The organism is Okeania sp. (assembly GCF_035285525.1).
GTDB lineage: Bacteria > Cyanobacteriota > Cyanobacteriia > Cyanobacteriales > Microcoleaceae > Trichodesmium.
The window spans coordinates 49,121-63,897 of sequence record NZ_JAYKGW010000104.1 but is presented as its reverse complement, the minus strand read 5'-3'; the positions used below and the strand labels follow the sequence as shown (position 1 = coordinate 63,897).

The window sequence follows — 14,777 nt, the reverse complement described above, 5'->3', positions numbered from 1 at the left end:
CCATGACCACCATTAATAGCAGCAGATTCTTCAGTAGAAATATCAGAAAAGAGTTCGTTATTTTGAGTTTCTTGCATCGTTTTTGCTTGGGATTTAATTCAATGAATAAGATAGTTTATCTAAGCATCCATCTATTAGTAATTAGCCGTTAGCAACGCCCTTTTTAATGAATGAATTGAGTTTGGTTTTAACTTCTATTTTTCATTATTTTAGGACAGAAAATTATAGGTTAACTACAAAAGCTAATAGCTGCTCGCTGAGTGCTGAATCCTTAGGATTTATTGATTCAACTATCTCGTTATTTTTAATAGATTATTCTTGAGTTTAGTTAAAGTTTCAGGATATTTTTTGCTAATTTTTAGTAGCAATTGTAATTGCGTTGGTAGCTATAACTGATAGGGCGATTATAACGGTGGTTGTAACTACGATAATGATGGTTAATAATAGGACGATTATAGTAATATACGGAGCGACCATAACCGTAATTATTGTAATAATGACCGCCATTAATAGTAGCGGATTTTTCAGTAGAAAGGTTAGAAAATAGTTCGCTATTTTGAGTTTCTTCCATAGATATTTTCCTCAAACTTAATTGCATTCTATGTAAGCATTCAGCACTCAGCTAGCCTCTTTTCCTTCCGAATGCTTCGCAAACAGAGGAGCTTCGCTTTTCATGTCGCGTAGCGAAACAGCTATCCACTTCTGAAAAACATCTATAATTTCCAGCTATAAATTATATGGGTTAAAAGCTCAGATATATAGTTGAAAAGTAGAAGTTGAAGTTGCAAGAACGCTTGACTTACTTCATTCATTAAAAAAAACTAAGAGCTGACTGGTGAGGTGCTAATAGCTGAATGCTTACCGTTCTATTCTTCCTGGTTAGTTAGCAATATCCGGATAGATACTGAATTAAATAATTTTTACTTAAATAGAATAATCTCAGATTGATTTGTTGAAAATTAAAAAATTAGAACTTATCCAAAAGATGAAATTATACAACATTTGCAGGGTTTTATAGCCATTCAAGCCTACTACATAAAATATAAAAATAAATAAGAATTATGAAAATATGACCAATAGATAAATCTTCAAACTTCTTCTCTCAAAGTGATGAAAATAATTCAGTTTTTTAAGCCCTTAGTTTGAGAATAAGGTACTGATAACTAATAACTGAAATTATTTTAGTAATAGCCTTTTATATTTCCTTTATAATAATTAGAACTGTAAGGTTTATATTCAGGAGAATAACGGTTATATTTGTAATAACTCCGAGGACAAAGTTGAAACCCTAAAAAATTCAGGCGATATTGATTATTTTCATTATAACCACCATTTATTTTGGTAGATTCTTCTAAATTTAATTCTGTAAAAAGTTGCTTTGGTTGAGATTCTTGCATGATGAATTCCCTCATAGTTTATATAGCAATCCTAAATTAAGTTGTAAGATTTTATTGTAGGGGTTTGCTCTCCAAATCCCTATAGTTTTTTGATCGCAAATCATTTCTTACAGTTATAGGTTGTGACAAATCAAAAAGTAAATAAAAAACTGAAATTCCTACCTATTAATACCATTTCTCAAAAATTTTTCTACATTTGATTGAGCAGGGGAGTAGGAGAGTAAGGGAGTGGGGGAGAAGTAAACATCAGAAAAATCCACATTAACTTAGCTAAAATTGGCAAAAAATAATTTGGTTTGTGTTAATTATTTGATGACTGAAGTATTACTCAAGTATAGCAATAATACATGAGAATTTGTATAACCCTTAACCATTCCTCAAAAGCAATGACATCTTATACACGACTCAAACAGGATTGCTATAATTTTGAGAAAATATTGATAATCTTTGCTGATTTCTACAAATCCTCAAGGAATTTTAGTTTATATTCCCAAATAATTTGCACTATCCGGATTTTTGTCAACTCCCACGATAATTTTCTGTGAAGTATTAACTTTAACCTTAATATCTACGAGTTTTAACTTTCTCCGGATTATTTATGTTATTTCTTTTATTTTTAGTAAGCTGAAGTTAAAAATTGCTTTTGGAGGCAAAATTACTACTTACGCAAAGCAACCAATAAATCGGGTTTATTACTGCAATATTGTTGCTCAAACCCCAAAATTTCTCCAAAGAAACCAGGTTTCTGCGTAAATCCAAATAATATTAATTTCTCAATTTAATCTCAAAAAAATTATTTTAGTAAGTAAAAATTAATTATGTTTAATAATTCTGATTCTATAGAATTACAACCCCTAGAAAGTGATGAATTTCTCCCTCCTATGAGTCGTTGGAATAAAATAGGGGGAATGTTATTACTAGGAACATTTAGTGCAGCTATTGCTCTAATGAGTGTAATCAAATATAATCCTACTGTCAGAACTGAAGCTATTGCTCGACCAACAGGAGATATAAGAATTGTTCAAGCCCTAACAGAGGGTAAAGTTGACAGTATAGAAGTAAGTGAAAATCAAGTAGTTCAGATGGGAGATGCGATCGCACGCATAGATGAATCCACTCTCAACCGTAAAAAAAGTCAACTGGAAGAAAAAATAAAACAGTGCAATATGGAACTAGAGCAAATTAATCAACAAATATCTGCTCTAGAAGTGCAAATTTTAGCTACTGCTAAACCTCAGAATTTTCAGCCATCAACTAAGATAGATGATTCATCTATTGATTCAGCTATTTTAAAACTATCCCAATCTTTACCTCAACTTGCTCAACAGTTTGCTAAAGATAGACGCGATCTAATAGTCAAGCGAACCGAACTAATTAAAGAATTGACTGTTGGTGACACAAAACTAGAACAGATAAATACCAAGCTTGACCATAGTGTAATTATCGCCCCGGCAAATGGTACTATACTTAAGTTATTTTTACGCAATCCTGGACAAACTGTCGAAACAGGAACAGCGATCGCTCAAATTGTTCCCAGTAACGCACCTTTAGTATTTAAAGGTAGAGTGACAGCAGCAGATATCGCCAGGGTAAAAGTCGGTCAACCTGTACAGATTCGGGTTTCAGCTTATCCTTTTCCTGATTATGGTATTCTCAAAGGAACTGTCAGTTCAATATCTCCAGATGCTATCACTCCAGAAGTGCTACAAGAAGCTTATTATGAGGCGATCATAAAACCTGAACAACCTTATTTAGTCAAAAGTGATCGTCAATATCCAATTCAACCAGGAATGGAAGGAAGAGCTGATATTATCTATTCTCAGGAAACTGTATTAACTTTTGTTCTCAGAAAGGTTAGACTATTAACTGACTTTTAGTAATATCATGTGCGGTTGAATACAGCAGATTTCAGAAAAATGATGTACCGGGTCATTTCAGTTATCGGTTATCAGTTTATTCGGACATGATATTATATGAATCCAGTTGAACAGTTGTCATTGCAACGTTAAAGTAATCGACCTGTCTTCCAGTTAAGTGTTCCCCATTCCCTATTAGGCATCTCCAATAATAAAAAGTAAAATCAATTATCGTGCAGAAGTTATCAATTATTTCTCCCTGCTCCCTGCTCCCTGCTCCCTGCTCCCTGCTCCCTGCTTCGTTTTTTCTGGAGAGGTCTATTTCCTAATTGATTGTGACAAATCAAAAAGCAAATGAAAACCTCCGAAATTCTTACCTATTCTCTATTCTCTATTCCCTCAAAATTAAGATTCGTATATCACATTAATACAATTTATTCAAGTAGCAAAACAAATAAAAATCCAGGAAGTATAAACAAAGATCACCATTCATTTTCAATGATTTAGTTTTACTTATAATGTCTTGCCAAAAGAAACTAAGTATTCTAGATTATAAGAATACAAACTACTTCTCTCAAGGCCACGAAAAGTCCTCAAATCGGTAAAAGTGAGAAGGAGAGGGGTAGCTGTAAGCAGAATTTCAAAAAAATCAAGAGGTATTATGAACCAAAAGGTTATGCACCCGATGGACAAGTTCCAGCGTCAGGTGAATTCCCTTGTCAAATCTAATATAATCAAGCCAACAGATAGTATCTGGAAAATTGCCCTACTTTTTGGTGATAAATGGCACTTTTGGAAAAAAGAACTACAAGAGTTTGGTTTTTCTATGCAAGATCCAGTTAGTGAACTGTTAGCTGTAGAAGCTTGGGAAGAAGATTAGTTGAATAATAATTAATAATTAATAATTATTACCTCTTCTTTATAATGAAGACCATACTTATCAGGATATTGCTGAATTTAGAAAACAAAGACGGGATAGGAAAAAGAAAAATTAACACTGCGAGCTGTTAAATATAAAATCTGATACAGAAAAGAGGATTGTTATCAAAACATTAAGAGGTGATATCTTCTTATATATAAATCACAGTTGGGAGTTTCCCCAACCGAAAACCCCCATTGCTTTAGTTAAGTAGAACACTATAATGTTACAGACAATTCTTTAGTGCTTCTGCTAACTCTGGAGCAGTTTGATAGCGATCGCTAGGGAGTGGTTGTGTAACTTTTTCAATCACCTCTCGTAGTTGTGGTGTAATGGTGGGAACGCTTTCAATATGAAACCGATAACCATCACCACGATTGTCATAAAACTTCATAGGACTTTGACTGGTCAGCACAAAAATCAGAGTTGCACCCACCGCATACAAGTCAGATTGAGTCAAAGGTTGTCCGCGGTCTTGTTCGGGAGCGCTATAACCTTCTGCACCGATTCGTGTACCTAAAGGTGTTCCAATTTCTTTGACTGCTCCAAAATCTAAAACCACGATCTGATTATCACGGCGGCGGATTAGAAGATTAGCAGGTTTAATATCCCGATGAATAAGTGGAGGTTCTTGAGAATGAATGTATTCTAGAATCTCGCAAGTCTGAATCATCCACTCTATTCCTTGTTGTGGCAAAATTGGACCTTGAGTAACAATGCGTTTCTCCAAATCTTGACCATGAATCATTTCCATTGCCAAATATTTCTTGTCTTCTTCCACAAAAAAGTCGAAGAATTTAGGAATACCGGGATGATTCAAAGATTTTAGTGCTTTAGCTTCTCGCTCAAATAATTCTTGAGCTTTCATAATTTGAGCCATGTCAGCATTCATTTCCTTGAGTACCACTAGAGAAGCAGTAGGGGAAGCATCTATACCCTGTAAATTATGTTGCTTCCGATCCCATGCTAAATAGGTAGTACCCATCCCACCTTGACCCAATGTCCGCAATACTTGATACTGACGAATACTACGTTCAACCCGAATTGGTTGACCACAATAGATGCAAAATAAATTTCCTGGAGGGTTATCTTCGGCACGGGGACAACATTTTTTGGGGTTTTGGGGAGCAGTAGGAGTTTGGACTTGAAATTTGATAATTGGGCCACTTCTTGCCAACTGTATCAGGGAACCATCAGAAACAATTCCCTGAGACATCAAAATTCCATTGACAAAAGTTCCATTTGTACCTTGGCTAATTATGCGCCAAAGATTTACGGATTTTGATACTCTATGTAGTTCTAGATGGTATCGGGAAACTAAAGTATCAGATAAAACAATATGATTGTCAGGAGAACGACCAACTTTTATGATTGATTCTCTCTGAAAGTCCCATTTTTTTATAGGAGTATTTTTTTGAGGGTCTAGGAGGGTTAACCTAATCACAGTTTATAGATAGTTTTAATAATTAATATAGCAATCCTATTTCAGTTATAATATTTTGGTGATAGTTAAGAGTCAGGATTTAGAAGTCATAAGTTATAATTTCCAGGGCTTTCAGTTGAAATTAACTGTGATAAAAACTTGACGCAATTATTGCATCTTGCTATGATTAACTGTTGATTCTTTTATCAGTAGAGCAGCTCTAGTCTTGTTGCTGTTTAACTAAGGCACGGATCGCAATTGCTGTAATGTTATCGTGACCATTATACTGATTTGCCAAATCAATTAACTTATTTACACCCAACTCCAAATCAGCCTTTTTATCTAAAAGTGGTTCGAGGTGAGTTTGCCAATTGTTTTCCAAAAGCTGATTATCTGTTAAACCATCAGATGCTAAAATTAATAGACTATCCTCATCTAAATTCAAAAACTGGATATCAGGTCTCACAAAATTTTCATTTCGTGGTCCTAAAGCTTGAGTTAATTGATAAGCATCAGGACGACCATAAGCTATTTCTGCTTCAATTCCTCGATTGATTTCTCTTTGACCTACTTCATGATCTAAAGTAATTTGTTCTAAACCTCCCTTACGAGAAAAGCGGTACAGACGACTATCTCCTACATGAGCGACAGCTAATTTTGTATCGTAAATCATTGCCATAACTAAAGTAGTACCCATACGACTACTACCAGAACGGATTTCTTGCTGGTTAATATCGTAAATTACTTCATTTGCTTTGAGAATTGCTGTACGAATTGTTTCCTCTGAAGGCATATCTACGAACCAATTACCTTCAGTGTTAAAGTATTGTTTAATTGTGTCTACCCCTAACTGACTAGCTATTTCTCCACTAGCATGCCCTCCCATACCATCACAAAGTATATAAATTCCTTTTGCCTGAATAATTTTTTCGGTAGTTGTTTGTTGACTTTCTATTTGAGTTTGAATCCCAAAAGCATCTTCATTATGGTCACGTTGAGTACCTACATTAGTTTTACCTGAACTTTCTAAACTAATTAGTTGTGTTGGTAAAAGTTGAGTATCTTGAGTCTCAATATTATCTACTACTTTTGAAGCAGAATCATCTATTTGCAAAGTTGTCGGTGAAGATTTAGAAATTGGTTGAGGTTGTAAACTGTTTTGAGTATTCATTAAATAAGATCGCAATTTTTCGATAGTTTGTATTTCGCCATTCTGCCAACCTTGAAATAAATCTGTTATCCAACTAAAGTGTGTACGTTGGGATTTTTCAAACAGCCCTTGCCAGAATAGCATTAAGTTATTAATATCATTTTTTTCTTCATCAGGTTCTAAGTATAAGCGTTGTAACTTAATCAAGTTATTCTCAGCTTGATTCACTAGGAGGTTGTCATATTCTACTATACTTTGACAAGAATTGCAGGGAGCTAAGACTACCCAAAGTTCTGTAATTTGCTGTAACCATGATAAAATCTGCTGTTGGGAGATATCTTCAGTTTTCCAGAAATCTACTAATTTTGGCCAACTGCTATAGTCTGTTACAAGTAATATTTCTTGATCTGGCGATCGCCAACTATCATGAATCTCTGGCAAATATTGGGGTATTTGGCTATATAAATTTATGTATGGTTGGGCAATCATAGGAACAATTAAGGCTTCCATTTCGGGAGTTTTTTGTTTAAATCTTTTTTGAGAGTTATTTTTCAACCAAGCTCTAATTGGGGTGTTTTCTAGTGGATAAAGATCTAATACTTGTACAACTATTGTTTGTTCTTGGTTGTTTATTGGTATAGTTTCTAATAATTGGTAGCGTTCTTCAGAATCTAAGTATTTTTCTGATATATTTGAAATATTTTCTGTACTATTTAGGGATGATTCATTTTCTGTGGTTGTTACTTCAGGAATTTGGCTGAGGATATCCACATTTGTTGATTTTGAATTATCTGAATCTTCTATATCCTGGGTTTGATTATCAACTTCAGTTATTGTTTCTAATGGAGGATTTACGGATTCTATATCTGAAGGTGATATAGCTAGAGTCTTACTAGGTTCTATAATTTTTTCTGTACTAATTTTCTCCTCAAAAAGTTCGGAGAGTTTGATGATTTCTTCAGACTCTTTTTCTTCATTATCAATGGTATCTGCTGCTGACTCTTTAGTTAAGGAAATTTCTTCGACAACAAATTCTTCTTGGTCTAGTTTCTCTAGATTAATCTCTGTTTGATGGGCACTCGCCTCTAAGGACAAAGTTTTATTAATAATGGCCTTCCATACTTGACCCGTATCGGCCCCACAGTTGTGACATTGTAGATCGGTCAAGGAGACTTTTGACCCACATTTATAACAATTCTTGTGGGTTAAGGATTTACCGCATTTTTGGCAGTATTTATTATTGTTAGGATTTTCAAACTCACATTGGGGACAGATGAGCATAATTATGGGTAATTTTATGTCACAACTTCAATTTATTGTAAAGCAACTAGAAGGGAATAGAGGTATTAGTCTCTTCTAAAATTGTTTGGGCTGCAATTGTTTCTATTGTTTTTAGAGGGACTTGACAAAAGTATTTTTTCCGAAATTGTTCTTCTGATACTGCTGCTAAGAACTTTTGGACTTTTTGGGATAAGGTTTCTAATTTTTGATTTTGGGTGGGATTCCGAATTATATAAAGATATCTATCTTTTGACTTGACATTAAAACCAAAATGTGGTATTGCTTTAAATCCTAATTTGAGAGTGGCATCACTAATACTTAATTTTTTTAGGAGTTGATAACGAGTTATAGGTTGACCAGTACGACTGAGATATTTGGCAATTCCTAAGAGTTTTTGCCAGATGTCTACGGGGGGGGTATTAGGAGGTTGGGAGTAGGCGATCGCTAGTTTTTTTTGTTGATTTATAGCTCTGCGGAACCAGATGCGTAAGTCATTCCAGTTTGTAGGACATTCTGTGAGAATAATTAAGTCTTTTTCATTGGATTTATTTATGGAACGATAATTATAATTATTCAATTTTGAGCTTTCATTTTCTGCTAAATATGAGTGATAGTTTTCTGTTGCGCAATAGTTTTCTTTTGACAATTTTCCACTTTCCATTTCTTTAGATAAATCTGTGGAAGTATTCAATTTTGAGCTTTCATTTTCTGCTAAATATGAGTGAAAGTGTTCTATAGCGCAATAGTTTTCTTTTGGCAATTTTCCTCTTTCTATTTCTGGAGGTAAATCTGTGGAACGATAGTTAGGATGATTAATTTTTGAGCTTTCATTTTTTGCTAGAGATGAGTGAGACTTTTCTATAGCGCAATAGTTTTCTTTTGGCAATTTTCCTCTTTCCATTTCTTTAGATAAATCTGTGGAACTATTGTTGGAAGTATTCAATTTTGAGCTTTCATTTTCTGCTAAATATGAGTGAAAGTGTTCTATAGCGCAATAGTTTTCTTTTGGGAACTTTCCACTTTCCATTTCTTTAGGTAAATCTGTGGAACTATAGTTAGAATTATTCAATTGGGAATTTTGACTTCCCACAGTAGGAAAATACTTCTTAATTTTGAATTTTGAATTTTGAATTTCTCCACGCCAGTCCAATATCCAATCAACAGGTTTCGATACAATAACCTGAGTATCTTGACAACTAGACTGTACAGCAATAAGTCGAACTTCATAACGTTTCTCGTAAGTATTAAAATCTAATTCCACTAACGCATCACATATTCCTTCCGGAACTTCATCTTTATAATGACCCCACCAAATACCAGGAAAACCCTTACCTATAGACTCATCGCAAATCTCAAAATTTGTTTTAATATATCTAACCTTATTACCCCATAAATCTTTTTGGTTCCGATGCCAAACATCAGTAAACCAACAATTTTGAATCAAAAGTTTAGGCACGGGGTTTCCAATACCACAAGGTTCTAAAAGTTTCAGTTCTTGAAATAAATCTTTACCTAACTCAGATACAGTCACAATTAAATCTACTTCTAGTATAGAGGTTTGGTTAAAACTTACCCCTAATGTTTGTCCTAATAAATGATTAATAGCATCTGTAAATATCGGAATATTTTCTACTGGCAAACTCAGACCAGCAGCAAAAGGATGACCGCCAAATCTATCTAATAAATGTGCCTGATTTTTTACTAATTCATAGAGGTCTATTGTACCAACAGAACGAGCAGAACCACGAGCTAATAATTTTGTTTCAGAAGTTCTAGTAGCTTCCGTTTCCTCATTCAATAAAATAGTAGGACGACCATACTCTTGAGCTATTTGGCCAGCAACTAATCCTAACACACCAACAGGCCATTGAGTATCAGTGAGAACTATAACATGAGTAGTAGAAAGGTCTAATTTTGTCAATTTTTTAGCAACATCTTCAGCCACCTCTTTTTGTATAGATTTGCGCCTAGAGTTAGCTATTTCCGTTTCTAACGCTAATTTTTGACAATTTTGAGAGTCACGACTGGTTAAAAGTTCCACACAAAAACTAGCATCTCCCATAATTCTACTTACAGCATTAATTCTTGGACCAATACCAAAAGAAATATCTGTGGGGCGATCGCCTGTTTTTTTGCACAATTCTAATAGTTTAGCAACACCTGGTCTAGTAGTTGTGTGTAATTGTGTACTTAATTTGGCAATACCTATTTGTGCTAAATAACGACTATCATTTGTTAGTTGAACTAAGTCAGCAATTAAACCAATAGCTACTAAATCTAATAATTCTGTGAGGGGAAGTTTAGGTATTTCTGGATAGGTTAAATAAAGTGCTTCGATAAGTTTATAAGCTATTCCAACTCCTGACAAATTATATAGGGGATGATCGGGGGAAAAATAGCGAGGATTAATAATAGCAAATAATGGCGGACGTTCTGGGGGAAGGGTGTGATGATCAGTGACAATTATATCTATTCCTAAAGTATTTGCATATTCTATTTCAGCAATATTTGTACTTCCTGTATCACAGGTAATTATCAAACTATAATTTGTTTTAGATAAGCGTTCTATTCCGTCAAAGTTCAAACCGTGAGATTCTGTAAATCTATTAGGAATATAATAAGTTAGTTGATGATTTTTCTCGAAAAATTCTCCTAGTCCATCCCAAAGTACGGATGTTGAAGTAATTCCATCTGCATCAAAGTCTCCCCAGATAGCAACTTTTTCTTGATTATTTCTAGCAGAGATAATTCTTTCTATAGCTTTATTAATTTCTAAACCAAATTCAAAGGAACTGCTTGGTTTATATTTTTTTGAATCTAAGAATCCTGCGATATTTTTAGTATCTTTAATTTGTCGCTGCCATAATAATTGTGCTAGATATTTTCCTGATAATTTTGGAGCATAATTTTTGACACATTCAATGAATGAATGAGGGAGATGATCATACACAGGAATTTGCCAAGAAAGTTTTTGTTCAGACATCTTTAATTTATAGTAGGGAATAGTTATCAGTTATCAGTTATCAGCAATTAAGTAGATAAAATTATTTGTATATTATAATATATGAAGTACAGATTTAATAATTAAATTTTCATAATTAGGGAGCCGGAAAGCTGGCGTTGGTGTACCTCACAAAAGTGGAATCTGCTGTATAAGTTTGCAGCAAATCAAGAACAGGAAATAGGGAATATAAAAAAGTATCATATTTTTGACTAATAAGGTTTTAAAAGTTAGTATTTAGGTGAGAGTTAGGCAAAAAAATTAAGGGATAATTTTTCTGATTTATCGGGAACCGTGTACCTCTTCTATAATTCCCTATTATTCTTGACTACTTACTACCTACTTTGGCAAAAATACTTTGCTCAACAGCTCCTAAATATCTCTGAAAAAAATAGACTTTACTCATAATAGAATACAGTTCAGCTCATAGTAAAAATCATCAGGTATGGAAAAATTAGATTAGTTATTCAAAGGTACAGAAATACCAGAAACTATAGACTTAATTTACTTTTTTTTCTTCCGTGTGAGGAAGATGTACTTTACTTATAATATGATCTGAATCATATCATACCAAAATTAATCAGGTATGGAAAAATTACCGAATAATTAATAATTAAATAATTAAATAATTAAATAATTAAATAATTAAATAATTAAATAATTAAATAATTGACGCCTTGAAGCCTCCCCTTTAAAGGGAAAAAAGCGGTCTTCAGCGGAGCTTCCCGAAGGGTGAGATGGCGAAGTATCCTCGTCAATCTAATCGACCAAGAGAAATAAATTTTTTCCTTGTATTCAATCCTCTTCCTTTTAGGGAGAGGTAATTATCAATTATCAATTATCAATTATCCATTATTGAAAATAGTTATTCAGAGTTACATAAATACCAGAAACTATAGACTTAATTTACTTGTTACTTGTTACTTGTTACTTCTTACTTGTTACTTCTTACTTGTTACTTGTTACTTCTTACTTCTTCCTTCCTTTTTACTTCCTTTTTACTTCCTTTTTACTTCTTACTGGTTACTTCTTACTGGTTACTTCTTACTGGTTACTTTTGAGAAACAGGAAATCTCACAGTAAATGTAGAACCTTGATTAACTTCACTTACAACAGTAATATCTCCACCCATCATTTTACAAAAGTGCTGACTAATAGCTAAACCTAAACCAGTTCCTCCATATTTTCTAGTTGTCGAATTATCTGCTTGAGTAAATGGTTGAAATAAACTATCTATTTTGTCTTTTGATATACCTATACCAGTATCAGTAACACTTAAAACTAACAGCTTATTTGTAGAATTACAATTTCCATTTTGAGAAATAAAACCCTCATCATTATTAACAACTTTAACTTGTAAAACTATTTTGCCATTTTCTGTAAATTTTGCAGCATTGCTCAGAAGATTTAAAACTACTTGTCGCATTTTATTAGAGTCTGCAATAATAGGTTCTTGATTATCTTCGCAGATTATTTCTAATTTATTATTATTGTGCTCAACCAAAGGTTGAATAGTTGCTAAAACATTTTCAATTAACACCATAATATTCACACTTTCCCAGTGAATATCCATTTTACCAGCTTCAATTTTGGAAAGGTCGAGAATATCATTAATTATAGTTAATAAGTGTTTCCCAGAAGTATGAATATTTTCCAGGTCTCGGATAAAACCTTCATCCCCTAAATCATTAGCATCTTCTATTAAAATTTCACTGTAACCAATAATAGCATTTAATGGTGTTCGTAATTCATGGCTCATATTTGCTAGAAATATACTTTTAGCTTTATTTGCTGCTTCTGCTTCATTTTTTTGTTGCTTTAAACGTTTATTTTCTTTGAGTTGTTGAACATTGGCTAATGTTTTTTTAATCGTTATTTCTAAATCTTGAAAATCTATAGGTTTAGTCAAAAAATCAAAAGCACCTCTATTCATTGCAGATCTAATTTTTTCCATATCATCATAAGCAGAAATAATTACTGCCTTGATATCTGGATATTTAACTTGTAGATTATCTAATAAATTTAATCCATCCATTAATGGCATATTAAGATCGGTTAGTACGATGTCTATACTGGTTTCTTCTGATAATATTTCTAGTGCTTCTAGACCATCTCTAGCAAAAATAAAATTCAGTTTTTTTTGCTTTATTTGTTTTCTAAAGTTACGGATGATAAGTGATTCAAAATCTGGTTCATCATCTACAACAAGTATTTTTGATGACATAATATTCTGATTAATAATTAGAGTTTGCTAATTTATCGGGAACCGTAAAAGTCTTTTTCTGAGAGTAGGCAGTCAGGAGTAGGAAATAGTTAATAGTTAGGATTTAGTTAGACAAGTTTTATCATAGGTAGTTATTCATAATTACCAAAAAAATTGGTTGAAAGTTTCCCTTTTTAAGGGGATGATAAAAATATTTAACTTTAGTATTTCCAACCTCCGAGTTTAGTCAGAGATTCATTCTCTACTGATAACTAAAATAACCCCTTAGTTTTTCTGTCATAGTTACCCCATTTAGACTCACTTTTTCTACTCCATCAACCCAAAAGCCGATACTTTTTCCCGACCTAAAATTTCACCTTTATCTGTCAAAACTTTTATATTTAGTTAGTAAACCCCCCTAATTAAATGAAAATTTTTAACTCTAAAAAGACTAAATATTTAATTAGTAACCTATAAGTAAATAGTAAGCATTTTCTAATAAATACTGCCGAAACAACTATTAGTTTCAGCAAAAAGCTTTTGTCAATAATCAACCGATTATAATGTAAACTGATGACCAATTTAATTTACTCAGGAAATGCTTACATTAAATAGTCTTAAGCTAAATTACTATTTCAGGAATATTATCTAAACTGAATATTAAATCAGCAGAAATATCTGTAGATACACCCTCTCCTTCTCTATTATAAACTTCTGAAAAACCTTGACACGGACTACTAAATTGACAAGTATAACAAGTATCAAGAATCTGGACTTGTGGAAATTCTAATCCTTTTTCCTGATAATTTTTTAACCAGTCAGTTAAATTATCTAATATCTTTTGTAAATCCTGTTCAGTTTTTTTGTGCGCTTGTTGATTATAAGAAAATGTTAATTTGTATGGTAACTTTTCACTTTTCGGTTGGATAAACCAATAGGTCATGGAAACTGCTTCTGGTAAATATTTGCTAGTTTCAACTAATAGGTAAAGATATAACCGTGTTTGCCAATTTTGAGCTAATTTTTCTTGGTTTTTAGGATACCTGTAGGTTTTCCAATCAAAAATTTGTGCCTGTTTATTTTTAGCAATTAATAAATCATAAATAGCCGTCAAAATATAACCTTTAAAATTAAAACTACGATGATGTTCAGCTTGACGTAAAATTATATCATCTTGAGTTTCAGAACTTAATATTTCTGATGCAGCTTGAGAAAAATTATTAAAGCAAAGCAGCATTTCTTGATTTTCTAATATTAAAGATTCTATCGGTAATCCTAATTCTTTTTGCTGCATTAATAGGTGAAATTGACTACCCCAATTTAGTCTTTCTTGTTCTGCTGATGTTATCGGTACACCAAGATTATGTAGATAGAGATATTGAAATTTTCGGGGACAATTTGTTAATAGATTTAGGTGTTGTTGAGAGAGTCTATAATTTACCATTAATTATTTTATTAGGGAATAGGGAACACGGAATAGGGAACAGGGAAAAAGCAAAAGTTTTAGTTTTTTATTTCTAGTTAGAGAACAGAGAAAAAAGAACAAG

8 protein-coding genes and 1 pseudogene are annotated in these 14,777 nt (G+C 32.9%); 2 read left to right on the top strand and 7 right to left on the bottom strand.

Translation table 11 applies throughout. The features are described 5' to 3' along the window. Positions 1-358 precede the first annotated feature (358 nt). Both VKJ25_RS09890 and VKJ25_RS09885 read right to left on the bottom strand, forming a co-directional pair. Positions 359-571, bottom strand: a complete 213-nt coding sequence (locus VKJ25_RS09890; RefSeq protein ID WP_324236462.1) for a hypothetical protein — start codon at positions 569-571, stop codon at positions 359-361. A gap of 610 nt (positions 572-1,181) precedes the next feature. Further along, positions 1,182-1,412, bottom strand: a complete 231-nt coding sequence (locus tag VKJ25_RS09885; RefSeq protein WP_324236461.1) for a hypothetical protein — start codon at positions 1,410-1,412, stop codon at positions 1,182-1,184. Positions 1,413-2,215: 803 nt separating this feature from the next. Between VKJ25_RS09885 and VKJ25_RS09880 the strand changes: the two genes are divergently transcribed. Beyond that, positions 2,216-3,274 (top strand): HlyD family secretion protein, encoded by a 1,059-nt coding sequence (locus VKJ25_RS09880; RefSeq protein WP_324236460.1) that lies wholly within the window; start codon positions 2,216-2,218, stop codon positions 3,272-3,274. Between the two features lie 640 nt (positions 3,275-3,914). Then, positions 3,915-4,133 (top strand): DUF4327 family protein, encoded by a 219-nt coding sequence (locus tag VKJ25_RS09875; protein ID WP_324236459.1) that lies wholly within the window; start codon positions 3,915-3,917, stop codon positions 4,131-4,133. A 265-nt stretch (positions 4,134-4,398) separates the two neighbouring features. On the opposite strand, the gene VKJ25_RS09870 is transcribed toward VKJ25_RS09875, so the two are convergent. The 5 genes and pseudogenes from VKJ25_RS09870 to VKJ25_RS09850 form a co-directional block, all read right to left on the bottom strand. Then, on the bottom strand, positions 4,399-5,616 hold the full coding sequence (locus VKJ25_RS09870; protein ID WP_324236458.1) for an FHA domain-containing serine/threonine-protein kinase: 1,218 nt from the start codon (positions 5,614-5,616) through the stop codon (positions 4,399-4,401). 199 nt (positions 5,617-5,815) lie between these two features. After that, positions 5,816-8,026: a serine/threonine phosphatase gene (locus tag VKJ25_RS09865; protein ID WP_324236457.1), complete on the bottom strand. Its 2,211-nt coding sequence runs from the start codon at positions 8,024-8,026 to the stop codon at positions 5,816-5,818. A gap of 1,138 nt (positions 8,027-9,164) precedes the next feature. Beyond that, positions 9,165-11,009: pseudogene (recJ, locus tag VKJ25_RS09860) on the bottom strand (single-stranded-DNA-specific exonuclease RecJ); the annotation flags it as partial. A 1,069-nt stretch (positions 11,010-12,078) separates the two neighbouring features. Further along, positions 12,079-13,251 carry an ATP-binding response regulator gene (locus tag VKJ25_RS09855; RefSeq protein WP_324236456.1) on the bottom strand — a complete coding sequence of 391 codons (1,173 nt, stop codon included), beginning with the start codon at positions 13,249-13,251 and terminating at the stop codon, positions 12,079-12,081. A 601-nt stretch (positions 13,252-13,852) separates the two neighbouring features. Continuing rightward, a complete protein-coding gene (locus VKJ25_RS09850; RefSeq protein WP_324236455.1) occupies positions 13,853-14,674 on the bottom strand; it encodes a PD-(D/E)XK nuclease family protein in 822 nt (273 codons plus the stop codon). Between the last annotated feature and the right edge of the window lie 103 nt (positions 14,675-14,777).